The organism is Rouxiella sp. T17, assembly GCF_036663475.1.
Classification (GTDB): domain Bacteria; phylum Pseudomonadota; class Gammaproteobacteria; order Enterobacterales; family Enterobacteriaceae; genus Rouxiella.
In genome coordinates, this window is the sequence record NZ_JAWUEA010000033.1 from 12,733 (window position 1) to 36,697 (window position 23,965).

The 23,965-nt window shown below is 48.6% G+C and carries 19 protein-coding genes; 9 read left to right on the forward strand and 10 right to left on the reverse strand.

Going from position 1 to position 23,965, the window contains the following annotated elements; genetic code table 11:
• Positions 1-26 precede the first annotated feature (26 nt).
• Positions 27-1,058 (reverse strand): alpha/beta hydrolase, encoded by a 1,032-nt coding sequence (locus SC206_RS12510; protein ID WP_332737701.1) that lies wholly within the window; start codon positions 1,056-1,058, stop codon positions 27-29.
• Between the two features lie 343 nt (positions 1,059-1,401).
• On the opposite strand from SC206_RS12510, the gene SC206_RS12515 reads away from it, so the two are divergent.
• The 3 genes from SC206_RS12515 (at position 1,402) to SC206_RS12525 (ending at position 6,468) form a co-directional block, all read left to right on the forward strand.
• Positions 1,402-2,865 carry a sugar porter family MFS transporter gene (locus SC206_RS12515; RefSeq protein ID WP_332737703.1) on the forward strand — a complete coding sequence of 488 codons (1,464 nt, stop codon included), beginning with the start codon at positions 1,402-1,404 and terminating at the stop codon, positions 2,863-2,865.
• Positions 2,866-3,222: 357 nt separating this feature from the next.
• Positions 3,223-5,142, forward strand: coding sequence for a bifunctional 5-dehydro-2-deoxygluconokinase/5-dehydro-2-deoxyphosphogluconate aldolase (locus SC206_RS12520; protein ID WP_332737705.1), 1,920 nt, complete (start codon positions 3,223-3,225; stop codon positions 5,140-5,142).
• Positions 5,143-5,289: 147 nt separating this feature from the next.
• A complete protein-coding gene (locus tag SC206_RS12525; RefSeq protein ID WP_332737707.1) occupies positions 5,290-6,468 on the forward strand; it encodes an MFS transporter in 1,179 nt (392 codons plus the stop codon).
• A gap of 113 nt (positions 6,469-6,581) precedes the next feature.
• On the opposite strand, the gene SC206_RS12530 is transcribed toward SC206_RS12525, so the two are convergent.
• Positions 6,582-7,619, reverse strand: coding sequence for an oxidoreductase (locus SC206_RS12530; RefSeq protein ID WP_332737709.1), 1,038 nt, complete (start codon positions 7,617-7,619; stop codon positions 6,582-6,584).
• A 374-nt stretch (positions 7,620-7,993) separates the two neighbouring features.
• On the opposite strand from SC206_RS12530, the gene SC206_RS12535 reads away from it, so the two are divergent.
• From SC206_RS12535 to SC206_RS12545, 3 genes are all read left to right on the forward strand, one after another.
• Positions 7,994-9,499, forward strand: a complete 1,506-nt coding sequence (locus SC206_RS12535; RefSeq protein ID WP_332737711.1) for a CoA-acylating methylmalonate-semialdehyde dehydrogenase — start codon at positions 7,994-7,996, stop codon at positions 9,497-9,499.
• 24 nt (positions 9,500-9,523) lie between these two features.
• Positions 9,524-10,345, forward strand: coding sequence for a 5-deoxy-glucuronate isomerase (gene iolB, locus SC206_RS12540; protein WP_332737713.1), 822 nt, complete (start codon positions 9,524-9,526; stop codon positions 10,343-10,345).
• Between the two features lie 81 nt (positions 10,346-10,426).
• The gene (locus tag SC206_RS12545; RefSeq protein WP_332737715.1) at positions 10,427-11,215 is read left to right on the forward strand and encodes a TIM barrel protein; all 789 of its coding nucleotides are present in this window, start codon (positions 10,427-10,429) and stop codon (positions 11,213-11,215) included.
• 985 nt (positions 11,216-12,200) lie between these two features.
• Here the strand turns inward: SC206_RS12545 and SC206_RS12550 are convergent.
• The 4 genes from SC206_RS12550 to SC206_RS12565 all read right to left on the reverse strand — a co-directional run bounded on the left by SC206_RS12550 (position 12,201) and on the right by SC206_RS12565 (position 15,533).
• Complete coding sequence (locus tag SC206_RS12550; protein WP_332737717.1) at positions 12,201-13,037, reverse strand: MurR/RpiR family transcriptional regulator; 837 nt, start codon at positions 13,035-13,037, stop codon at positions 12,201-12,203.
• A gap of 180 nt (positions 13,038-13,217) precedes the next feature.
• Positions 13,218-14,045: a sugar phosphate isomerase/epimerase family protein gene (locus SC206_RS12555; protein WP_332737719.1), complete on the reverse strand. Its 828-nt coding sequence runs from the start codon at positions 14,043-14,045 to the stop codon at positions 13,218-13,220.
• Between the two features lie 9 nt (positions 14,046-14,054).
• Complete coding sequence (locus SC206_RS12560) at positions 14,055-14,981, reverse strand: TIM barrel protein (protein WP_332737721.1); 927 nt, start codon at positions 14,979-14,981, stop codon at positions 14,055-14,057.
• A 144-nt stretch (positions 14,982-15,125) separates the two neighbouring features.
• A complete protein-coding gene (locus SC206_RS12565) occupies positions 15,126-15,533 on the reverse strand; it encodes a type III secretion apparatus InvB (RefSeq protein WP_332737723.1) in 408 nt (135 codons plus the stop codon).
• 119 nt (positions 15,534-15,652) lie between these two features.
• On the opposite strand from SC206_RS12565, the gene SC206_RS12570 reads away from it, so the two are divergent.
• A complete protein-coding gene (locus SC206_RS12570) occupies positions 15,653-16,120 on the forward strand; it encodes a DUF3237 domain-containing protein (RefSeq protein ID WP_332737725.1) in 468 nt (155 codons plus the stop codon).
• On the opposite strand, the gene SC206_RS12575 is transcribed toward SC206_RS12570, so the two are convergent.
• Entirely contained in the window at positions 16,105-17,046 is a 942-nt protein-coding gene (locus tag SC206_RS12575) for a serine hydrolase domain-containing protein (RefSeq protein WP_332737727.1), read from the reverse strand. The two genes, SC206_RS12570 and SC206_RS12575, sit on opposite strands and share 16 nt — an antisense overlap.
• A gap of 136 nt (positions 17,047-17,182) precedes the next feature.
• On the opposite strand from SC206_RS12575, the gene SC206_RS12580 reads away from it, so the two are divergent.
• Complete coding sequence (locus SC206_RS12580; RefSeq protein ID WP_332737729.1) at positions 17,183-18,007, forward strand: shikimate 5-dehydrogenase; 825 nt, start codon at positions 17,183-17,185, stop codon at positions 18,005-18,007.
• 103 nt (positions 18,008-18,110) lie between these two features.
• Here the strand turns inward: SC206_RS12580 and SC206_RS12585 are convergent, their stop codons facing one another.
• A complete protein-coding gene (locus tag SC206_RS12585) occupies positions 18,111-19,460 on the reverse strand; it encodes a hypothetical protein (RefSeq protein ID WP_332737731.1) in 1,350 nt (449 codons plus the stop codon).
• Between the two features lie 625 nt (positions 19,461-20,085).
• Here SC206_RS12585 and SC206_RS12590 point away from each other — a divergent pair.
• A complete protein-coding gene (locus SC206_RS12590; protein WP_332737733.1) occupies positions 20,086-21,294 on the forward strand; it encodes an aldose 1-epimerase family protein in 1,209 nt (402 codons plus the stop codon).
• Positions 21,295-21,405: 111 nt separating this feature from the next.
• On the opposite strand, the gene SC206_RS12595 is transcribed toward SC206_RS12590, so the two are convergent.
• Both SC206_RS12595 and proA read right to left on the reverse strand, forming a co-directional pair.
• Positions 21,406-22,446 carry a hypothetical protein gene (locus SC206_RS12595; protein ID WP_332737735.1) on the reverse strand — a complete coding sequence of 347 codons (1,041 nt, stop codon included), beginning with the start codon at positions 22,444-22,446 and terminating at the stop codon, positions 21,406-21,408.
• 260 nt (positions 22,447-22,706) lie between these two features.
• On the reverse strand, positions 22,707-23,960 hold the full coding sequence (gene proA / locus SC206_RS12600) for a glutamate-5-semialdehyde dehydrogenase (RefSeq protein WP_332737736.1): 1,254 nt from the start codon (positions 23,958-23,960) through the stop codon (positions 22,707-22,709).
• Positions 23,961-23,965: the final 5 nt, after the last annotated feature.

Below are 23,965 nucleotides of genomic sequence, written 5' to 3' on the forward strand. Positions count from 1 at the left end.
TTCGGTAAATTAACCGCGCTTAAATTTCAGTTTGGTTTAAAACGACCGAGTGACCGTTGACGAGATTCGCGCGCACGGTTTGCTATCTCGGCATCTGAAGAGCCATTAAAGCCGTGGAATGCGCCCGGATAAACGTTTAACTCCACTTCAACTCCTGCACGAATCAGCCTTTTCGCGTAGTCCATATCTTCATCCAAAAACAGATCGATGCTGCCAACGCCTATCCAAACTGGAGGCAAACCCTGTAAATCCTCTGCCCTTGCCGCCGCCGCGTAGCACGACACCTTTTCGTCGCCGGGCCGCTGCTGGCAATCCGTTCCAGCTGCCAACGCTTTCGCCAACGTTTCCAAAGGCTGCCGCTGTGTTTCCGAAGACCTGCCCGAAAGATAGGCTTCCCAACCAAAAGCGTTGCATTGTCGGGTCCAGACAAACTCGCCGGTCACAGGATTCGGATGGCTTTCAACCACGGTTCGGTCATCCAGCATGGGAAACATCAGGTTCTGAAACGCCAGTTTCGGACCATTATGATCGCGAGTATAAAGCGCTAACGCCGCCGCCAAACCTGCCCCAGCACTGTCGCCCATAACGCCAATAGATTGCGGATTAATGTCTAATTTCTCGGCATTATTGGTCATCCACACCAGCGCTGCAAAGCTGTCATCGAGGGCGGCCGGATAAGGCGATTCGGGGGCCAGACGGTAATCAACGGAAACTATTACGCAATTTTGACGGGCCGCCGTCGCGCGAGTCAGGCTAAGCGATTGTTCAGGACTGCCAAAAATATATCCTCCGCCGTGAAGATGCAGAATCCCCATGCAGGCAGGGTCAGCATTTTTCGCGCTGACGATCAGCACTCGCACTGGGGTTGCGCCCTCTTTTGGCGTGATGATCTGCTCCCGAACCGTGACTGCCAGACCATCATCGACGGCGGCATTTTGCAGCGCCGCATTCTGCCGCCTGTCGCGCACTTCCTGCAATGTATGGTGTTCAAGCTTGAGTTCGGGGTAGCTTTCCAAAAGCGGTTTTAACTGCGGATCGACCAGCGAATAAGTGCTCATTTTTGAAAATCCTGTTCAAATGGAGGTGAAAACTGAGTCAATCTCACCATAACTTTTTTGACCCCCTGAGAAAATAGAAACCTCGACTGTGTCACAAAATTCATTTTTCGCTTTCTCGTTAAAACAAGAAACCTATTTAATTACAATCAATTATAGCTTAATTTCTTTTTTTCAAACGATTTCATAATTTGTAGCCGCCCTCACATTTGTGAAATGAATCATTCACTATTATTTGTTTGCGAATTTTTATTTCAATTTGAAATTTAACCAGAACGTCTCATCAACCTGTACAGAAACCTTTCATCATTCAGCTGTTCACTGAAGGTGATAAGGGAGGGTAAAAATGGCTACAAACAAGACACAATACAATATGGTTTACCTGATGCTCTGTTGTACCGTCGCCGCCTTTGGTGGCCTGCTGATGGGTTACGACAGTTCAATCATCTCCGGGGCGATTGAACCTCTCAGTACTTATTTCCAACTTTCTCCGGCCGAAACGGGCTGGGCAGTCTCCTGTATTCAGTTGGCGAGTCTAGTAGGTTGCTTGATTGCCCCTAAAATCAGCGACCATTTCGGCAGAAAACGTTCACTTTGCGTGACCGCATTTATCTTTGCGATATCGATTATCGGTACCGCGCTGGCGCACAACTTCACCACCTTCATCCTCTTCCGCCTGTTCGGTGGCTTGGCAATTGGTCTGGCCTGCGTTATTTCGCCTATCTATCTAGCCGAACTTTCGCCTTCCAGATATCGCGGCCGCACCACGGCGCTGTACTCCATCTGCTGCGTTGGCGGTCAGAGCGTGGTGATGCTGACTAACTTCTTTATCAGTAAATCAATGACTTCAGACGCACTGGTTGATACCGGCTGGCGTGTCATTCTCTCCTCGGCGCTGGTGCCGTGTGCTGCGCTGCTGGTGTTTATAGCCTTTATTCCCGAATCGCCACGCTGGAGCGTATTTAAAGGCCGCGACAAAGAGGCGATGAATACGCTGGGCAAAATCTCCAACCCCGAGCATGCAAAAACCGTGTTTAGCGAAATCAAAGATTCCATCAAAGTTGACCCAACCAATTTGAAAGGCAAACTGCGCCTGAACAAAAAAACCATTCCACTGCTGATTATCGGTATTGGTCTGGCCTTGGGTAACCAGCTTAGCGGCGTCAACGTGATTCAGTATTTTGGCCCAACGCTGATGAAAAACATCTCCAGCGATAACAACACCGCCATGTTCCTGGCCTTTGTGCTGGCATTTGCCCAGTTTATCGGGGTCGTAGTCGGGATGATGCTGCTCGATAAAATCGGTCGTCGCAAACTGCTGCTGTGGGGCGCCCTGGCTTCTGCTGTCTGTCTTGCTTACTCGTTCGCGGCGTTCTATCTGCGCTTTCCGGGCGCATTTTCGGTGCTGGGGCTGTTCGGCTTCATGTTCGCCTTTGGCTTAACCTGGGGTCAGATTGTCTGGACCGTGCTGGGTGAAATCTTCCCGATGGAAATCCGATCTGTTTGCGTCGGTATCTCAATTTGTGCCATGTCTTTCGCCAACTTCGGCGTGAGCACCACTTTCCCAATGATGAACAGTAACCCTTATCTGCAAGAAGTCTTCCACGGCGGCTTCCCACTGCTGCTGTTCTCAGGCTTCTCGCTGCTGATGTTCCTGTTTACCTATCGCTTCGTACCAGAAACCGCCAACGTGCCGCTGGAAAGAATCGAAGGTATCGTGCTGCAGAAATACTATGGTCGTGACATCGAGGAAGATGTTGTTCCTGTTAATGCCAAGATTATCAGCAACCTGGGTGACAGCATCAAGTAAGTCATAATCTGTAACCTACCCTCAATGGCCTGAATTCGCTTTAATGAATTCGGGCCATTTTTCTTTTTGGAAAGCGTGAATGACGATTTGGAAAGCGTAAATGGCGACAAAATGGACCGTAAAAGCCAAAAAAGGAAATTTCATTTCATTTTGCTTGCCACATCACACTTTTCATTTAATCCATTTATTTTCAACTAATTAAATAAAAAATACTTATCTGCAATGCTTTTCATTTCGGCAATTTGTGACCCTGATCATAAAAACAATAGGCTATAAAATTTCATTTTTATTGAAAATGAAATATATAATCCTTAATATACTTTAAAGGCCAATCAGCTTGGGTTGAGGATAGGATCAATGAACAATACGCAAAAGAAATTGGATGTTATCTGTTTGGGACGCATAGCTGTCGATCTCTATGGACAGCAAATTGGTGCGCGTTTGGAAGATGTCGGTACCTTTGCCAAATATCTTGGCGGCTCCTCGGGCAACGTCGCCTACGGCACCGCTATTCAAGGACTGCGCTCCGGGATGCTGGCGCGCGTCGGTGACGAACACATGGGCCGCTTCATTCGTGAAGAGCTCACCCGCGTCGGCGTTGACACTCAATATTTGATCACCGATAAAGATCGTCTGACCGGCCTGGTGCTGCTTGGCATCAAGGATCAAGACACCTTCCCGCTGGTTTTCTACCGTGATAACTGCGCAGACATGGCGCTGAAGCCAAGCGATATTGATGAAGATTACATCGCGTCTTCACGCGCGCTGGCTATCACCGGCACCCACCTTTCTCACCCCGATACCCGTCAGGCTGTATTGACCGCGCTGGAGTATGCCAAAAAACATGGCCTGCGCCGCGCGCTGGATATCGATTATCGTCCGGTGCTTTGGGGTCTGACTTCTTTGGGCGACGGCGAAACCCGTTTCGTTTCATCCGAAAAAGTAACCCGCGAAATTCAGGAAGTGCTGCATCATTTTGACCTGATTGTCGGCACGGAAGAAGAGTTCCACATTGCGGGCGGCAGCACCGACACGCTGACCGCGCTGGCTCGCGTGCGTGAAAAAACCAACGCTACGCTGGTCTGTAAACGCGGTGCGCAGGGTTGTTCAGTATTTGAAGAGCAGATTCCTTCGTCCTGGGAAGAGGTTAAATTGCAAAGCGGCGTGCGCGTCGACGTGCTGAACGTGCTGGGCGCGGGCGATGCGTTTATGTCTGGCCTGCTGCGCGGCTACATGAATGATGAAGGTTGGGATCAGGCCTGTCGCTATGCCAACGCCTGCGGTGCGCTGGTGGTTTCGCGTCACGGCTGCGCGCCTGCCATGCCGACCAAAAAAGAGTTGGACGACTATCTGCTGCGCGACAAATCCGTGCCGCAGCCTGACAAAGACACGCGCCTCAACCACCTGCACCGCGTCACCACGCGTAAACAGCAGTGGCCCGAGCTGTGCATCTTCGCCTTTGACCATCGCAAACAGCTGGTGGACATGGCGCAGGAAGTTGGCGCTGATATTAATGAAATTCCACGTCTGAAAGTCTTGCTGCTCGAAGGCGCACGTCAGGCAGCTAAAGAAGCCGGATTGCGTAACAACAGCGGTATTCTTGCCGACACGACCTTTGGTCAGAATGCACTAAACGCCATTACCGGCGAAGGCTGGTGGATTGGTCGCCCAATCGAGTTGCCAAGTTCCCGTCCGCTGCGCCTCGAGCACGGCAATCTGGGTTCCCAGCTGATCGACTGGCCGTTGGAACACGTGGTGAAATGCCTGATGTTCTACCATCCACACGACGACGCTGCCATGCGTGCAGAGCAGGAAGCGCTGGCGCTCGAAGTTTATCAGGCGTGCTGCAAGTCAGGTCACGAGCTGCTGCTTGAGCTGATTTTACCGGCCGATAATCCTGATCGGAACGAAAAATATTACGCGCAAATTGTCGAACGCTTTTATTCGCTGGGCATTCAGCCAGACTGGTGGAAACTGCCGGCGCAGAGCGTTGAAGGTTGGAAAGCGATTAGCCAGCTGATTGACGATAACGATCCTGAGTGTCGCGGCATCTTGATTCTGGGGCTTGATGCCCCGGAATCTACGCTGAAAGCCGGTTTCGCCGCCGCCGCCGACATTCCGTGGGTGAAAGGTTTCGCAGTTGGACGCACTATTTTTGGCGAAGCTTCCCGCCAGTGGTTAGCCAATAAATATGACGACCAGCAGCTTATCAATGACGTGAAACAACGTTATCTCACGCTGATTAAATACTGGCGCGAATACCGTCCGGCACGTTAATTCCCTGCCCTTTCGGCCTGACTGTTTACGCAGTCGGGCCGATTGTTTTTGCTGAGTTTTTCACGTTCAGCTTTCTACTTTATGCCCCACACTTTCTATACTCACTCTCTGTACCTTTCTTTTAATTTCTTACAACGGTAATCGCCGATGAGCACATTGATTCAGGAGCAACACCCGCGCCGACTTTTATTACGCATCAGCATCGCGATGTTTATCGCCTATCTTTCCATCGGGCTGCCGCTCGGCATTCTTCCTTTATATGTTCACCAGCAGCTTGGCCTCAGCGACGTACTGGTCGGCATAGCCATTGGCGCGCAATTTATTACGACCCTGCTCACCCGCAGCACCGCCGGACGTCTGGCCGACAGTCACGGCGCGCGGCGCACCGCGTTTATGGGCATGGCAAGCTGCGCCGCGTCGGGAGCCGTTACTCTGGCTGCCGCGCTGATGCCGCAAGGATCGGTCGAGCTGGCGTTTAGCCTGCTGATTCTGGGCCGCGTGCTGCTCGGCGTGGGTGAAAGTCTGCTGCTGACCGGTAATCTCACGTGGGGAATGGGTCTGGCGGGCGACGGGTTGGCGGGCAAAGTGATGTCGTGGAACGGCATGGCAACTTACGGCGCGATGGCCGCCGGTGCGCCACTCGGGCTGGCGCTCTACCATTCACAGGGCATGGCGACCACGGCGGGCGTTATGCTGGTGCTGCCATTGATTGCCTTGCTGGTGGATCGCGGCGTGCCGCCGGTGGCACCTCACGGTGGAAAACGTCAGCCTTTGAGCAGCATCTGGCTTAATATCTGGCGACCGGGATTAGGGTTGATGCTTCAGGGGATCGGCTTTTCGGTGCTCAGCGTGTTTATCACCTTGTATTTCAACCAGTTCGGCTGGTCCTACGCGGGTTTTGCACTGACGGCCTTTGGCTGCGCCTTTATTGCCGTGCGCATGGTTTTTGGTCACCTGCCCGACAAGTTCGGCGGTATTCGCGTGGCGCAGTACTCTTTATTGGTCGAATGTGCCGGACTGCTGCTGATTTGCCTGGCCGTCAATCCCTTAATGGCCTTGGCTGGCGCGGCGCTTACCGGCTGTGGCTGCTCACTTATCTTTCCGTCACTGGGCGTGGAAGTCGTGCGGCGCGTTCCGCCGGAAGCCAGAGGCACCGCGCTGGGCGGCTATTCGGCCTTTCAGGATCTGGCGTACGGCGTTACGGGCCCTTTAGCGGGCATCCTTTCGAGCCATGCCGGTTATCGCAGCGTGTTTATGCTGGCGGCGGCCTGTGCCTTTATCGGCATGCTGCTGGTAAAACTTGGTCTAGGTCGGCGACGTCCATAAAAAAACCGGTGCTTTATGCACCGGTTAGTCAAGTATTCTCCTGTTAATATCAGAAAACTCATAACAATATCAGACAAAAATCAGAGAAAAATCAGGTCTGATGTTGCTGATTTTTATAATCTTGGGGTGTTTTCGATAATCCGCATGGTCGCCAACGCCTGCTCGACTTTCACCGGCGGCTCGCCTTCTCCGCGCAGCGCATCGCGCAGCTGCAAATAAAAGGCCGGATAGTTACCACTAACGCCCTGATAAGTCGTTTCGATCACCTGATCGCCTTCGCGGCGATGAAGTTTACCCGGCTGCTCGTCATAGCCCCAACCCGGACTGCCCGGCTGAGTGCCTGCCACCAGCGCCTCTTCCTGCGGATCTTGTCCATATTTCACAAAGCTGCCTTCAGTCCCGTTGATACGAAAACGTGGCGGCTCCCACGCGCTAAGCAGCGTGCCGTGCAACACGACGCGCAGCGACGGATAAACGAAAGTGCCGTGGAAGAAATCAGGGCTGCTGGCGCCTTCGCGCTGGGTGTCGAAGGTCACAAAACTCTGCTGCGGCTCGCCGAACAGCTGCACCATCTGGTCAATCAGGTGAGCCCCCAAATCGAACCACACGCCCGAACCCTGAGTATTTTTCTCGCGCCAACCCGCATTCACGCTCGGCTGGAACATGGTGTAGTTGGATTCGAAATAGCGCACCTCACCCAATGCCTTTTCTTGCAGCAGCTTACGCACGGTCAGAAAGTTATTGTCGTAACGACGATTCTGGAACGGGCACAGGATGCGCTGTTGAGTAATGGCCAACGCAGCCAACTCTTCGGCTTCGGCTACTGTCACGGTAAAAGGTTTGTCGACCACCACGTTTTTACCCGCCAACAGCGCGGCTTTGGCGAGGGGGAAATGGGTAATATTGGGCGTGGCGATCACCACCAGCTCAATCTCGGGGTCTGAAAACACCGCCTCGACATTGTCGACCAACGTAAACGGATAGTCATCTTGCAGTGACGCGTGCTGATCGCAGACTTTTTTGATTTCAAGCCCGGGCGTCGCCGCTATCAGGCGTGAATGAATATTTTTACCGGAAAATCCGTAACCAATAATGCCGACTTTGATGTTCGGCGATGAGGCATTTTTATCTAAATTTATGTTATCTGACATGGCTCAAATCCTCTGCGTGGAAATGCTTGGCTTTGCAAATTAACTCAATAATGAACTTTTTATACCGTTTTTTTGAAATAAAAAACGTTGTCTGGATCATAAAACCCGTTTGACACGCTTGCCGCAGCATTGAAAGCATAGGATAAACTTCTTTATGAAATTAAAGAGCTTAAATCAATGGTATAGCGATTTTAACCCCATTAATAAGCGGGTAAATCCGCCGTGTTGCAGACCAAAATTCAGCTACCGATCACAGAAAAATAAATTCTATAAAATTTAATTTGAAATATTTAGTTCAAAGTAATATGTTTAATTCTGTCGGTGACCCTTAGACGGGTCCAAAAACTCATCACGGTCCTGAGGTAAGGTAGAAGATGGAAACAATCGCGAATTTCATTAATGGCCAACGTACTATCAGCAGCAGCAAAGAAACGCTGCCGGTCACTAACCCGGCCACCGGTCAGGTTATCCGCCAGGTAACACAAAGTTCCGAACAGGAAGTGTTGCAGGCTATCGAACATGCACATAACGCCTTCCCGGCGTGGGCGAAAACGCCTCCGCTGCGCCGCGCGCGCATCCTTTTTGAATTTAAGGCGCTTATCGAGAAAAACCGTGACGAGCTGGCCGACCTGATCGTTAGCGAACACGGAAAAGTGTTCTCCGACGCACTGGGCGAACTGACTCGCGGTCTGGAAGTCGTAGAATTTGCCTGTGGCATTCCGCACCTGCAAAAAGGCGAATATTCCGGCAACGTCGGGACTGGCGTCGACAGCTTCTCTGTCATGCAGCCGCTGGGCGTTGTGGCGGGTATCACGCCGTTTAACTTCCCGGCGATGGTGCCGATGTGGATGTTCCCTGTCGCCCTCGCCTGCGGTAACACCTTTATTCTGAAGCCGCCAGCGCCTGCGCCTTCTGCCTCTCTACGTCTGGCCGAATTGCTGAAAGAAGCCGGTCTGCCGGATGGCGTATTCAACGTGGTTCACTGTGGCAACGACGCAGCCAGCCTGTTGACTACCGATGAACGTATTCAGGCGGTGAGCTTCGTCGGCTCCTCTTCCGTTGCACAGCACATTTATGCTACTGCCAGCGCGCACGGCAAACGTGTTCAGGCGTTTGGCGCAGCGAAAAACCACGCAATCGTGATGCCGGATGCCGATCTCGATGCCACCGTGCAGGCGATTATGGGCGGCGCATTCGGTTCAGCCGGTGAGCGTTGCATGGCGTTGCCAATCGTTGTCGCCGTGGGTGATGATACCGCCGACAAACTGATCGCCAAACTGACCCCGCTGGTTAATGCTCTGCGCATTGGCCCGGGCAATCTGCGCGGCAAAGAAGAGAATGAAATGGGCCCGGTGATTTCCAAGGCGCATCAGACCAAAGTGCTCGGCTATATCGATCACGGCGTATCTGAAGGTGCCAAACTGGTTATCGATGGTCGTAACCATAAAGTGGAAGGTCATCCGGAAGGTTTCTACGTGGGCGGCACGCTATTCGATAACGTCACCACCGATATGAAAATCTATCGTGAAGAGATCTTCGGGCCTGTTCTCGGCATTGTGCGCGAGAAGGATTTCGAATCGGCACTGGCTACGGTAAACGGCCACGAATTCGGAAACGGCAGCGCAATTTTCACCACCAACGGCCATTACGCGCGTGAATTTGTGCAGAACGTTGAAGCCGGCATGGTTGGCGTAAACATTCCCGTGCCTGTGCCTGTTGCTTTCCACTCCTTTGGCGGCTGGAAACGTTCCGTATTTGGCGCGCTCAACGTGCATGGTCCAGACGGCGTTCGCTTCTATACTCGTATGAAAACCGTGACCACGCGCTGGCCGACCGGACAACACACCGTTGCCGAGTTCAGCATGCCTACGCTGGGTTAAAATTTTCAACACAAGGAGAGGAACATGTCCCGCTTGCTCAGTAAGTACGCGCCGTCGAAAGACGGGCGTATCCAGCACGTTACGCCAGAAAGTGCGGGCTGGAAGTACGTTGGTTTTGACGTTTATCAGCTCGAAGAGGGTCAGACTTTAACCCTGCCTGCGGATGATAAAGAACGCTGCCTGGTACTGGTATCAGGTCGGGCAAGCGTGGTCACGCCGGCAGAGACTTTCGAAAATATCGGCGAAAGAATGAGTCCTTTCGAACGCATTCCAGCATGGTCAGTTTACGTGCCGCACAATACAACTTCGCAAGTGAAGGCGGAAACGGCACTCGAGCTGGCAGTATGTAGCGCACCCGGTTTTGGTTCGCTGCCGGTGCGTTTGATTGCTCCGAAAGACGTAGGCGTAGAGCGTCGTGGCAAGGGTCGCAATCGTCGTCTGGTTCACAATATTCTGCCTGACGATCAGCCTGCAGACAGTCTATTAGTGGTTGAAGTTTATACCGATGAGGGCGACAGCAGCTCTTATCCGAGCCACAAGCACGACACGCCGGTTGAGGGTAAGGAAACCTATCTCGAAGAGACTTACTACCACCGTTTTGATCCGCCACAGGGTTTTGCGATGCATCGAGTTTATACCGACGATCGCAGCCTTGATGAATGTATGGCGCCTTACGATCGTGACGTGGTGCAGGTCCCTCGTGGTTATCATCCGGTAGCCACCATTGCCGGATACGATAATTACTACCTGAATGTGATGGCGGGTACGGAGCGTAAATGGCAATTCACCTGGGAGAAAGATCACGCCTGGGTCAATACGGAAGAGTATCCTCGCAACAAGGATTAGTCTTCTCGGTGACATTCCCGCTCTAAATTTCAAGGCAGCCCTCGGGCTGCTTTTTTAAGAAATTTTTTTGAGGAAAAGACAATGTCTCTACAGCACGACTCCCCTTTTCAACTGGCCGTTTGCGCCGAAATGGTCTTTCTTGACCTGCCTTTTGTCGAGCGTGTAAAGCGCATTCATGAAGCCGGATTTGCGGTTGAAATCTGGGATTGGACGAAAAAGGATATTGACGCGTTAGCCGCCACCGGCGCGCGTTTCACCTCAATGACCGGCTACATCAGCGGGAATCTGCTTGATGACGATCAGATTGAAAAGCTGCTGGAAACGGCCGAAATTTCTATCGAGATCGCTCAGCGATTGAATTGCCCCTGCCTGAATCTGCACGGCACTGGCCTCGACGGTCAGGGCTTGCCTATCGCGCCATTGAGTGAGGTCACAGGTGCGATGTGGATCAAAGCCTATAAAACGTTGTGTAAAATCGCCGAGCTCGGGAAACGTTATCAGAAAGTCTTTCTATTAGAGAATCTCAACACGCTGGTGGATCACCCCGGCACGCCGTTCGCCAAGGCAAGTGATACGTTGGCCCTGATTTCAGCGGTAGACAGCCCTTGGCTGAAGATGAATCTTGACCTCTATCACGCGCAAATAGGCGAAGGGAATCTTATCGAGATCATCCGCAAATCGGCGCCATACATTGGCGAGATTCAGGTCGCCGACGTTCCGGGCCGCAGAGAACCCGGCACAGGAGAAATCAACTACCCTGCCGTAGCGAAGGCGTTATACGAGACGGGATATCGGGGAGTGGTTGGGATGGAGGCATGGGGAGAAGGGGACGAGGCAATCGAACGCTTTTCAAAAGCTTTTTCTTTTTAGGTCAAGGGATTGATTTAAGGTCTTTTGATTCAAAGTCTTTTGGTTCAAGGTCTTTTGGTTCAAGGTCTTTTGGTTCAAGGTCTTTTGGTTCAAAGTCTTTTGGTTCAAAGTCTTTAAAAGCAAAGTCTTTAAATTCAACTGCATGCGCTTCGCTTACTGCGCGGCGGCGCAGACCGCCTCAAGGATGTTCCTAAGCGAACACCCTTGAGAATCCCGCGCTTTTTCCACAGCTGCAACTTGAGGACTACATTCGTAGATCTTTCCAGCAGCCTCCGCGCGTGGCGTAGGTCGCGGTGCTTCGCACTCCCTTCATTACGTTCGCAAGCCAAAAACGTCTTGCTCGACTCCATTCCGCGCCGCCCTGAAGCCGCCAATTACGGCCTCAAAAGAAAAACCGATAACTCTTAAGCGGTCAAAAGCCGATCCCTCAAACAATAATTTTTAGGTTAAAAGATCGGTCCTTGACCGCTTAAAAGTATCCGCCCTTATCGTAAATGCTGTAATTGCTTGAGGAGTCGGTTCTTGACCTCCCGAGAGTATCCGTTTTTTCTGTTTAGGCTGTAATTGGCGGGATCAGGGCAGTGCTGAGCGGAGTGGAGGGAGACGTTTTTGGCTCCCGACCGGAGTGAAGGGACCGCAGAGCGGCACGACCAACGCCACTCACCAGTGTGTCTGAAACGATCTCCCTTTTTAGTCCTCAAGTTGCAGCTGTGGAAAAAAAGCTTGGGATTCACAAGGGGCGAGCGACTGCGACCCTTGTGGCGGTCTGCGCCGCCGCGCAGTAAGCGAAGCGCATGCAGTTGAACTTGAAGTTGAACTTTGACTTAAAAGTTTGCTGTTAGATTTTCAAATCTAAACCCGATTGTGCCTCTTTGGGCGGTCTGCGCCGCCGCGCAGTAAGCGAAGCGCATGCAGTTGACCTTAAAAACTTTGATTTTAGAGATTTAGAACTTAAAAAATTGCCTTTAGATTCCAAATCTAAAAATCAGTTTGCGCTATTCAGCGCAAGCGACACTGCTATGGTTTGCGCCAAACACATTGATGCCACCTGAGATCGGAATCCGTCGAGCTGGGCTTCTCGCACCACAAAACAGACATCGCTAAACGCCGCCAGCGGGCTGACCTGACTGTCGGTAATCACAATCTGTTTCGCACCTCGTCGAGCGCCGAGTTGCACCAGCTCCATCGCTTCGCTGGCATAAGGAGAATAGCTAATCGCGATGATTACGTCGTTAGGGCTGACCATGCTTAACTGCTCGGAAAACATTCCGCCGAGACCATCAATCAGAAACGCACGGCGCTCTAAGTGACGTAACGCGTAAGTCAGATAGCTGGCAACGCTAAACGAACGGCGCAGGCCAATAATGTAGATGTTGTTTGCCTTGGAAAGCATGGCAATGGCTTCGTCGAGCTGATCGGCGGTTATCTGCGAAGGTAATTGCTGAAGAGCCTGCGCATTGACCATCGAAAACATGTTCAGAACTTCATTCGGTTTTTCAGGCGTAGTGATCCCCTCATCAGAAGAGGATTTTCTAAATAAGCGCGCGCGTTCCGTATAACTGACCGTCTCTTCCATTAGCTGCTGACGGAATACCTGTTTCATTTCGTTGAAACCGCTGAAACCGAAGGCGCTGGCAAAACGAATCAGCGTCGAAGGAGGAACATCCGCACGTTGCGCGATAGACGCCACCGTATCAAACGCCACGCTATTGCTATTATCAAGAATATAGCGTGCCACCTGTTTCAGACGCTTACTCAAGCTGTCATAACGGGTACGAATGTCTTCCTGTAAAATAGACAATTGAGTTGTATGTTTTGACACGGGAATTCGCCCTTTTAAAAACATCGAGTTGAATGTTTCAGTCTAACAAAATGAACAAAATATTTCATTCGTAGACCCCGAGCCGGATCCCATTTTGAGAACGTCCTTGTTCACTGGCTCATCTATCCCTGCTCTATTCGCCACTTATCAATGCAAGCGCTAACCTGTTTCAGCTAATCTTTAGCGGCTTGTCCATTCGATCAGACTGTCATAATTGTCTTTACCAATCTGGAACAGGTCATCTTCCCAATGCGTTGGGCTAAGCTGCTCAGGGCACCACACGCCGTCATAACCGGTGGCGCGAACGGCTTCAATCCAGGCGGCGATGTCTACGTCCCCTTCTCCAGGCTGGTAATCGCGCTGTACCCATTCGTCCCACTCTTCACCCGGACGCACCGCACGGCCATCGCAGAAATGAATGCCGTAAATAAGATTGACGTCCATGCGCGCCACTTCGTCAGGCTGAGTATTACCGCCAGCATGCAGATGCCAGAAGTCGATGACCAGACCCACGTTGTCGCGGCCGACGCGTTTGATAACGTCCAGTCCCTGACTCAGGCTATTGAAACGAGTAAAGGCAACGACTTCGATTTGCAGCTTGATGCCATACTGTTTGGCAATATCGGCGATATCCCCGATGTTGCTGATTAGAATTTCGTTGCGCGCGTCTTCGCTTAAATGATCCAGCTCGTTCAACGCCATGATTTGCACTACCGGACACTTGAGGAACTGCGCCGCGTGGCAAATTTTATGCGCTTCCTTAAGCATTTCAGCGCGCTCTTCTGGCTGATGACGGCCAATACGCTTCAAGGCGTTAATGCAGCTGATTTCGATGCCGTGCTGCTCCATTAATGCCAAAAATTTCTCAAGTGAACCGCCGTTATCAATATAACGGAACAAATGTTCCGGCAAGATTTCCAGCGCATCGAAACCGGCTTCTGAAGCGATTCTAAGCTGTGTTACCGCATTGCTGTACCAAACGGATACACCGTGGAATGCTGTTTTCATGATTTCTCCCTAAAAACCCATGTGCTTTAAATAAGATAAACTTGCGGTAACATCTGCCAGACTGCCGGCGACATTACGCGGATCGCGTTCCTGCTCAATGGTTATCCAACCCTGCCACTTATAACTGTCGAGCACGGCCTTCACTGCGGCGTAGTCAATATCACCCTGCCCCAGCGGACACATTACGCCCTGCGCACAGGCATTGAAAAAATCAGTCTGCTGCGCGATAACCTGTTGAAATACCGATTTATTGACGTCTTTAAAATGCAGATAATCCAGACGATCGATATAGCGTTCAATCCATTTTTCAGGCGACAGGCTAGCGTAATAAAGGTGGCCCGTATCAAGACACAGGCCCGCCTCGGCGTAAGGAATTTCTTCTGCAATACGTTCTATTTCATCACCAAACTCGATACAGCCACCGGCATGCGGATGAATGACCGGGCGAACCTGATATTCGTGCATCGCGATGCGTGAAATTTCGCGAATATGGTTCACTAAACGCTGCCAATCCTGCTCGTTTAACCTTGGTGCTTTTTCAGGCTGGCCGGCATATTTCGCGCGATCGGGATTGCCAAAATCGATAATGACTAAATAAGGAGGCGCAAATTTACCGAGATTTTTGGCAATGCGCGTATTGCGTAATGACTGGCAAACTTTATGGGTCAATTCGACCATTTTTGGAAAGTTGGCTTCTGAAACTAAATCGTCAAACAGCGTGCCGGCGACCAAAGACAGCGCATGCTCATCTAAAGCACGTGAAAGCGTAGCCGGATCCTTCGGTAAAAAGCCCCACGGGCCGAGCTCCAAACTCGAATATCCTGCCTGCCCGGCCTCCAGCAATACTTTCTCGAAAGGGGGCAAGTAAGGATTTTTAGGATCATCTACGCCCCAGCTACAGGGCGCGTTGGCAATCGCGTACATAGTCGACCTCATCAATTTTTCGCCTTATATGAGGTATACTTTGCACATAATGAAACAAACAAGCCATTTATTTAATCAATGAAATATTGATATCGTGATGCTCATCAAATTAAACGGTGGATAACCCTCAAGATAGCGCTGGACTTCCGCATTTTACTAGCGCGACTGACTGAAACGTTCGTTCAATCGCAAACACAACACATAGAACCCTTCAAGCAACTCCTCGAGCCGCGATTCTTCATCAAAACAAATATCGTCAACCAGTGCCTTGAGCTCGTACCCTTCACTTCCCAACCCTAATACGGGCTGACCCGTCACCACCCAGCACAGTGCGGCCTGCAACTCTTCCCAAAGCTCGGTGCCCCAAGAGGTAAAGGTGGAACTCTCCATCCAGGTTAATGCACTCCACAACCACAAACGATCGTCGATGACCGAGAAAAATAGGCTCGGAATATTCGTGAAGCTAATTTCAATGGTGGAGTGGGCATCAAATTGGCTTGAGTCGACCGGATACCCCATATTACTCAGTGTGTTACGTAAACGTTCAGCGATGTTATAGTTCATCTCTTTTTTCCTTGAAATTTATAATCTTTTTAAGGAGAAACGTCTCCCTGCCAGCGGGTACAAACTAGACCGGTTCTGACCTGTAAACAGCTATAAATCGCTCATAATTCGGAGGAATAATGCAACCCGAGCTAAAACACAGTTTCTCAATCGAGATAAAAGTCGATAAACCCGTGATGGTTAATGGCACTGCCGAAGGAGGTAAGCGCCAACTTATTTCGATTTTGGAGGGCAAAGTCAGCGGTAAGATTTCAGGAAAAGTGTTGCCAGGCGGCATCGATAGCCAAATCATTCATCCAGACGGCACGTGTCATCTTTCAGCACGCTACGGGATTCAGACCGATCTTGGCTGCGTGTATATTGAAAACAACGGCATACGCCGAGTGCCCGCGCATTGGCGAGACAGGCTGTTTGACGAAGATATGTCTTTCTTTAACGAGATACCGCAAGATGAAATTTACTTCAGAGCGGTGCCAAAATTTGAGGTATACAGCGAGGCACTGCGGTGGCTGAACGAGGCTATTTTTATCTGCACAGGACAACGCACGGCGCAGGGCGTTTCCTTAAAGTTTTATGAATTGCTGTAAAACGAATTTTCGGCAAGCCGCGTGGCGAAAAACTCGGCTATGCCTTCGTCATTGCCATCAGTGAAACAGGCAACGGTGACGGGGTCGGCGCGGTCAGGAAAATGATAGACCGCGTTGACGCAAAAAGGCCCTGCCCCAGAATGCCCAATAACGCGGCCCAGTCCTTCAACCGTTCCGCTCATCAAACCTAGCGCGTAACCACATTCGCGCCACGGACGCCCCGGAATCGCGCCACCCAAAGGCGTGCAAATTAACATTTGCTGTAACGATTCTTCGCCAAGCAGTTTTCCAGAAAATAAGGCGTGCAGTATTTTTGCGGCTTCCGTTGGTGTACCCGTCAAGCAGCCGTGATAGACCCAACCCGGATGATATAACGCCGCCGCTTTCCAATGCAGTTTCGCAAACTGATGGGGAAGCGTTGCAAATTCAACGTGACGTAATCCTAACGGCAAAACGATTATTTCATTTACCAGGGAGGCAAAGTCTTTTCCAGAAGCTTTTTCAATATGCTCCCGTGCCAGCATATAACCCGTGTTGGAGTATGACCAACCCTGTCCGGGCGAGAATAATTGCCCTTGCGCCAATACGGCTGCGAGTAGTTTATCGCGAGGCCAAGGCAGAGAGTTGCTCGCAACATCACGATGGTAATCAATAATTTGACCATAGTCCGCCAAACCTGACGTGTGGCGAAGCAGCTGCCGTAAGGTATAAGGTTGGCCGTCAATAAGACTATCTAGCTGAATTACGCCCCTTTCAGCAAGTGTAAGGGCGCAAATCGCAATAACGGTTTTAGTAAAACTCCAATAAGGAAAACGCAACTCTGCCTCAGCGCTACCCTGCTGATCCTTTACTTGCGCAATGCTGCACCAGTGAAACTCGCGCTCCATTACTTTCGACGATTGATATTCCTGCTCTTCATGCATCATGACTCCTTGTTCATTAATTGCTAAAGTTGATTATCTTTATCATCACAGCCTCCGCGATCATTCACAGGCATGAGTCATAGATGAGTGATTGCAGGGCGTGGTACATCACGGACAGATCAAGGATAGGATTATTGTTATGACTAAATACTTGAACAAAAACACCACGGTTTGCATGTCACTGGCAGCGCGACCGAGTAACTTTGGTACCCGTTTTCATAACTATCTTTATGATGCATTGGATCTCGACTATCTCTACAAAGCTTTTACCACAAAAGACTTGGCCGGAGCTATTGGAGGCGCACGCGCTTTGGGTATTCGTGGCTGCGCAATTTCAATGCCTTTCAAGGAAGAATGTATTCCAATGCTTGATGAGTTGGACGCTTCTGCAAAGGCTATCAATTCAGTAAATACTATCGTAAATAGCGATGGCTATCTCAAAGCTTATAATACCGACTATATCGCTATTGCGACCTTGCTGAAGCAATATCAAGTAGATCCCAATTTAACATTTGCACTTCGTGGCAGTGGTGGAATGGCGAAAGCGGTTGCCTGTGCGTTAAAAGATGCTGGGTTTAATAAAGGCTATATCATCGCCAAGAATGAAAAAACCGGGCCGGAGCTTGCTGGGCTTTACGGTTTTGAATGGCGTCAGGAGATGGACGATATTCAGGCTGATGTGCTCATCAACGCGACGCCCATCGGAATGGCCGGTGGAACGGAAGCCGATTCACTCTCCTTCTCTGAGCAACAGATTGATAAAGCACAGGTTGTATTTGAAGTCGTTGCGCTCCCTGCTGATACGCCTCTGGTGAAGTATGCCAAGAACCAAAATAAGACGGTGATTACCGGTTCGGAAGTATTCGCTATTCAAGCCGTAGAGCAGTTTGTTCTTTATACCGGCGTAAGACCAGATGAGGCGTTATTCCAGCAAGCAGCCAAATATGCTCGTGAAGGAGCATAAATAAGAGTAGCAAGACTGCCGTTAAAATAATCACAGGAGGATTTTAACGGCAAATCTATTAACTCACCTCATTTTATTTAATAACAATTTATAGCTTATTCCCTTATTCAAACATTCCGAGTTGAGTATTTTTTTCACAGAAATATTTTTCTACAGAATAATCACTAATCACTCTACACAACGCTTTTTCAAACCCTATCCCTTTCTCTATATTTTTAGCAAATGAGTGTAAAATTTCTGGTCCATTGCCATTCATTACCATCGAACAAAAAAGCTTTTTTGTTAAAATACCTGCATCCTGAAAATCGTGGGCTGTTATATGACCGCTTATTTTCTCTTCTATAATATTTGAAAAATTAATTCCTGCTGTATTTTCATCTAGAGAAAATTTTTCATAAAAAACTTCGCCTAACGTTTCAAGAGGATGATTTTTTGGGCGAGCTGAATTATTAACAACTCTCTTCTCATCCACTGCCTGCCTTAAATAACTCTGTATTATTTTAGGAAGTAATGTTTCTTTATCAATATGTGCATCATCTTTTTCAAGCATACTTAAAGTATCATGAACAGCTTGCTCAATCAGTGTCCACACTTGAGAAATACTGTATTTATGAATAGCTAAATGTAAGGCATTGAATAAAATATCCGAAATATCAGTAGGCCAAGTTAATTTTAGTGCATTGCATTTATTTACTAGAAAGTACATGCATTCAGATAGTGCATATTCGACCCAAAGATCTTTAATAAGACTACTGTTTTTATAAACCCTGTTCTCTAATAAAAAAAAGGGATCTTCAGGAAATTTTGAACCGCTGTGTGGTACCAGTGAGTAAACAACATTATGTGAGTAGTGTAGAAACTCGCCATCATTGAGATATAGCGGTTTTAATTTGGATTTTGATGACTCTTCAATGACGGCTTGATGTTCTATAAGAATAGCAATGAATTTTGCCTGAGAATAATTAACCACCGTATGGCAATCGTCTATCCTGAAGTTTTTATACAACTTTTCATCATTGATCGCACGCATGATCGACAAAAGAATAATTGCAGCATCATCAGGCAGTAAGTTGTAGTTAATTGAAGCTGCGCGATTCACTTTATCCTTATTAGCTATCTGTGCTTTTGCTCTTACTTCATCCTTTTTATGCTTTTCTGAAAGGTTTTGTATACATGATATACATTTAATAATTGAAATACATGGGTAAGCCGAGGTAGCGGTGCGACAATGTACGGGGAAAGCACCGCCACATCTTGGACAAGTTTGATTCGGATCATAAGCACGGGCAAGCTTTGATAAAAAAGGGAGGAATTGATGAACCGTAATCATATTTTTATAAGGAAGAATCTTATCAACCCTTTCTCTAAACTTACCCTTTTCATCTCTAGACCAATAACGCTTTGCCAATACTATTTCATTTTCGTCTTTGGTCAAAAATTCTAAAATAATCATTATTCCCTCATTGATAGTATACGTTTGTTAGCACATTAAAAGGAAAATGCAAATATCATTCCTTTCAACTGAAAGCATCATTGCAGAATAAAATATTATTATCCACGTGTAATTTTTTAATCATTTACAACTTGCATATTAAATCCTTTGAATACAACCAAAACGATATAATAAAATGCCAAAACCTTTCCTAATACCGGTCCAAATCCTTAACTATTATTTAGAAAATAAAAACACCGTCTCTTTGCTACCCCCCGCAACCAAAAACCCCCACAGTACTTACTAAAAAACCACTAAAGCAGGTCATTTAATAACTTAAAAAATCACAATTTATTTATTTAAAACCTTTCCATTTGGGTTTAATAATGGCTAATAAGTGTTTTTAATCTTTCTCAAAAATACCCTGTTAATTCATTCAATTATTTTTTCGAGTAACACGGCTAATAGTTAAATTGAGAGTCTCAATCAGCTTGAAGGTGTAGGACTAACTGTGATCCCTCCCACGTTTTAAACACTGTATTAACCTAATTCCCCTCCCAGTGATCCTCCTCACATTTTTAAATTGTTTAAATTTGTAGGCTGCACGTGGTTAAAGCTAAATCAATTCAGCAAAAAGGGACGTGTGATGAAAAAACAGATTTTGGCAGGGGTTATTCTGGCGTTGCTCAGTGGTCATGCCGCAGCAAAAACGTGGGTGCTGACGGACGTCGACAACAATACCGAGCTGGGAAATTGGCAGGTAAACAGTTCACAGCTGAAACCTTCCAGCGACGCCTTCAGCATCGAGCAAAAGGTGCTGCACGGTGGCAAGCAGGAAGGGTCGAAAGTCATTACTTTGACCAGCAAAAATGGTCTGACTATTATGCTCAGCCCTACGCGCGGTATGGACTTGTTGCGGGTGACGGGTCACGGCGTGCGACTAGGCTGGGATTCGCCGGTTAATGAAGTGGTTAACCCTGCCTATATCAATTTAGAAAGCCGTAATGGACTAGGCTGGCTGGATGGTTTCAACGAAATGATGGTGCGCTGTGGATTCGAATGGACAGGCCATCCGGTAACCAAAGACGGCGTTATTTACACTCTGCATGGCAAAGCGGGTAATACGCCGGCTTCGAAAGTTGAAATTACGGTCGATGAAAAAGCGCCTTATGAAATTCGTATTCGCGGTTTGCTGAAAGAACATACCTTCAAGAAAGCTAATTTGGAAACGTGGACCGAACTTCGTTACGTTCCGGGCAGTGATTCCTTCACCATTCACGACGTGCTGACCAATCAGGCTGATTATCCGCACGATTACCAAATTATTTACCACAGCAATTTTGGCACGCCAATTTTAGAAGAAAATGCGCGCTTTATTGCCCCGCTCGAATCTGTTTCACCTTTCAACGATTATGCCAAAAAAGGTCTGGATCATTGGGCGACTTATGGCGCGCCAACCAAAGACTTCGACGAAATGGTATTTAATCTGAAACCTAAAGCCGATAGCAGGGGTAAAACGGTGGCGGCGGTCATTAATAGCAAAGGCGATAAAGGTGCCTCCATTGAATTTGATACCCATCAGCTGCCGCTATTAACCATGTGGAAAAATACCGATACCTTAAAACAGGGTTATGTTACTGGCATTGAACCGGGCACTAACTATGCTTATCCGGTTACTGTCGAGAAAGAACAGGGTCGCGTGAAACAGCTACAACCCGGTCAGAGCACGGAATTTACGCTGACCTATTCACTGTTGAAAGATGCCGCTGCGGTGCAAAAAGTCGAGCAGCGAGTTAAAGATATCCAGGGTAATGAACCCGCAAAAGTTGATGAAAAGCCGATTGCTGTAGAGTGATTTAAATAAGCCGGCATGCTTTCACAAACGGGCATAGTCCGGCATATTTCAAGGGTGTTTGATCACTTGAAACAACGCTGACTGTGCCTGTTTGCTCTATTCAAATCGAGATTATTTGCCAGTAGAAAAGAGATCGTCGATTGACCAGTCATCGCGATATATCTCTCGAATCATGGCATCACTTAATTGTTGATCAAACGTTGGCGAGGTTGGGCGAGCCTCATTTATCTTCTCTCTTTGTCTAAGCAGATGGGTATTGAATATAGTGATGAAATCACCCCATTTATTATTATATGAACCACTTAGTGCCCAACAGTCTAAAGCGGATATTTCTGGATGATTGATCGTAAGCCTTCTTGCATACTGACTATTAGTTTCATCACAAAGACGCTTTATTTTTTGCCCTATTTTTATAGCATTGGGCGATATAGTTTTAAACATCATTATTTTCATTAAATAATACTTGTCAGCCCCCGAAATAGCGCAATAATCATCGACGGCAAGATGTGGTTGTTCAACTCTCAGACGTTTTGCATAATTTAAATTATTTTCCCCTTGTATTCTTGGCGTTTCTTCTTGCGCTTTTATAGACGCTGGCATTAACGTTTTGAGTATTTTCATGCGCATCAAAACGGGCCTGTCTATCAAAGATATACAGCTCAGCTCCTTATAATTTAGAGACGGGTTTTCTTTATGTACGCGCTTAACATAATCAATAGGATTCTCGTGAAGATTGCGTGGCATGGCTAACGCGACTTTTTTAGCCTCGGCTGACATCACCATAAATTGGGGAATATTTCGTAATGTACTGGTGCTGACCCCGACAAACTTTGCGCACTGTCGGGTCGTCAGGCTGGGATGTTCGGCTTTTATTCGCCTGGCATAATTCGTATTGCTCTCATTTTCCGTTTTGGTCAGAGTGACTTTTTTCAGGCAGTGATCGGCGGAAATCTTTTTTAACTTTGCCTTAGTTTTCTTAAACGCCTCTATTCCAGAAGCCGGCATGATATTCGTTTGCACCACGTTTACGACATTGTTGATAGATAGATCATTATGAGCGCTTTCATTCGAAAATATAAATCTATTACAAGGTAAAGCTAACGGTAAATGCAATGGAAAATTAGCAGGAGTAAAAATTAACATATCACTCATTTTTTACTTTTCTCACGTGAGTTATTAACAATAATTGGAAATATAAAAATATTAAATTTGAAAGCTGCATTGAATTAATCTTGCGAAGAATTAAACAATATGCAGGCGCCAAAATTGATGAATAATATTATTTACAATGATAATTATTGCTCTAACAAAACGCTTTTTACTGCTTAACCGGAACCTGTTTTCCATAAAAAAAGCCGGCATCGCGTAATACGACTCTCCGGCTTTATATTTTGTAAAATTTTGACGTGAATCTATGGGCGAACTAAATCGTCTCCGTAACCAATCCACTTATAGGTAGTCAGCGCTTCCAATCCCATTGGGCCGCGTGCGTGAAGCTTTTGCGTGCTGACAGCAACTTCAGCGCCAAGACCAAACTGTCCGCCATCGGTAAAACGGGTGCTGGCATTCACATAAACCGCCGAGGAATCGACCTCATTCACAAAGCGTTCGGCGCTGCTAATAGAACGCGTCAGAATCGCATCGGAATGTTCGGTACCGTATTGGCGGATGTGCGCCACGGCAGCGTCCAAATCCGCGACCACGGTAACGTTCAAGTCCAAAGATAACCATTCGTCCTGATAATCTTCTTCGTTTACTTCAACCACGGTCGCAGGACCATTTTGCAGATAAGGCAACGCGCTGCTGCTGGCATGCAAAGTGACGCCGGCAAGATGCATCTTTTCAGAAAGCGCAGGTAGGAAGCGGCTGGCGATTGCCTCATGCACTAATAAGGTCTCCAGACTATTACAGGCACTCGGGCGCTGTACCTTAGCGCTTTCGATTACGGTCAACGCCTTGTCGAAATCGACGCTTTCATCAACGAAAGTATGGCAGACGCCAATACCGCCGGTGATTACCGGAATGGTCGACTGTTCGCGACACAGCTTGTGCAGCGCCGCGCCACCGCGAGGGATCAGCATGTCGATATACTTGTCGAGACGCAGCATTTCGGCCACCAGCGCGCGATCGGGGCTTTGAATCGCCTGCACGGCAGCGGGCGGCAACCCGCTCTCTTCCAACGCTTTCTGAATCACGTTTACGGTCGCGAGATTGGTATGATGGGTCTCTTTTCCGCCGCGCAAAATAGCCGCATTGCCGGTTTTCAGACACAGGCTGGCGACATCAATGGTCACGTTAGGGCGCGCTTCATAAATCACCCCAACCACGCCCAGCGGCACGCGGCGGCGTTGCAGTTTCAGGCCGGAATCCATCTGTGCGCCGTCGATAACCTGACCGACCGGGTCGTTCAGGCGACACACGTCGCGCACGTCGTTGGCGATAGCGCTCAGTCGTTCTGGCGTCAGCAACAGGCGGTCGAGCAGCGAGGCTTTCATGCCACTCTCGCGCGCGGCGGCCATGTCGAGCTCGTTGGCCTGAATAATGCTCTGGCTGTTCGCCTCAAGCATGTCGGCAATCAGCATCAGCGCGTTATTTTTCTGCGCCGTGTTTAATGTAGAAAGCTGGTAGGACGCCTGTTTGGCGGCCTTACCCATTTGCTCCAGCATAATAA

Coding starts and splice junctions, on each gene's coding strand:
- proA (WP_332737736.1), bottom strand. CDS start 23,960: ATGCTGGAGCAAATGGGTAAGGCCGCCAAACAGGCGTCCTACCAGCTT.
- SC206_RS12555 (WP_332737719.1), bottom strand. CDS start 14,045: ATGAAAACAGCATTCCACGGTGTATCCGTTTGGTACAGCAATGCGGTA.
- SC206_RS12525 (WP_332737707.1), top strand. CDS start 5,290: ATGAGCACATTGATTCAGGAGCAACACCCGCGCCGACTTTTATTACGC.
- SC206_RS12510 (WP_332737701.1), bottom strand. CDS start 1,058: ATGAGCACTTATTCGCTGGTCGATCCGCAGTTAAAACCGCTTTTGGAA.
- SC206_RS12515 (WP_332737703.1), top strand. CDS start 1,402: ATGGCTACAAACAAGACACAATACAATATGGTTTACCTGATGCTCTGT.
- iolB (WP_332737713.1), top strand. CDS start 9,524: ATGTCCCGCTTGCTCAGTAAGTACGCGCCGTCGAAAGACGGGCGTATC.
- SC206_RS12520 (WP_332737705.1), top strand. CDS start 3,223: ATGAACAATACGCAAAAGAAATTGGATGTTATCTGTTTGGGACGCATA.
- SC206_RS12585 (WP_332737731.1), bottom strand. CDS start 19,460: ATGATTATTTTAGAATTTTTGACCAAAGACGAAAATGAAATAGTATTG.
- SC206_RS12530 (WP_332737709.1), bottom strand. CDS start 7,619: ATGTCAGATAACATAAATTTAGATAAAAATGCCTCATCGCCGAACATC.
- SC206_RS12590 (WP_332737733.1), top strand. CDS start 20,086: ATGAAAAAACAGATTTTGGCAGGGGTTATTCTGGCGTTGCTCAGTGGT.
- SC206_RS12545 (WP_332737715.1), top strand. CDS start 10,427: ATGTCTCTACAGCACGACTCCCCTTTTCAACTGGCCGTTTGCGCCGAA.
- SC206_RS12535 (WP_332737711.1), top strand. CDS start 7,994: ATGGAAACAATCGCGAATTTCATTAATGGCCAACGTACTATCAGCAGC.
- SC206_RS12570 (WP_332737725.1), top strand. CDS start 15,653: ATGCAACCCGAGCTAAAACACAGTTTCTCAATCGAGATAAAAGTCGAT.
- SC206_RS12580 (WP_332737729.1), top strand. CDS start 17,183: ATGACTAAATACTTGAACAAAAACACCACGGTTTGCATGTCACTGGCA.
- SC206_RS12575 (WP_332737727.1), bottom strand. CDS start 17,046: ATGATGCATGAAGAGCAGGAATATCAATCGTCGAAAGTAATGGAGCGC.
- SC206_RS12595 (WP_332737735.1), bottom strand. CDS start 22,446: ATGAGTGATATGTTAATTTTTACTCCTGCTAATTTTCCATTGCATTTA.
- SC206_RS12565 (WP_332737723.1), bottom strand. CDS start 15,533: ATGAACTATAACATCGCTGAACGTTTACGTAACACACTGAGTAATATG.
- SC206_RS12560 (WP_332737721.1), bottom strand. CDS start 14,981: ATGAGGTCGACTATGTACGCGATTGCCAACGCGCCCTGTAGCTGGGGC.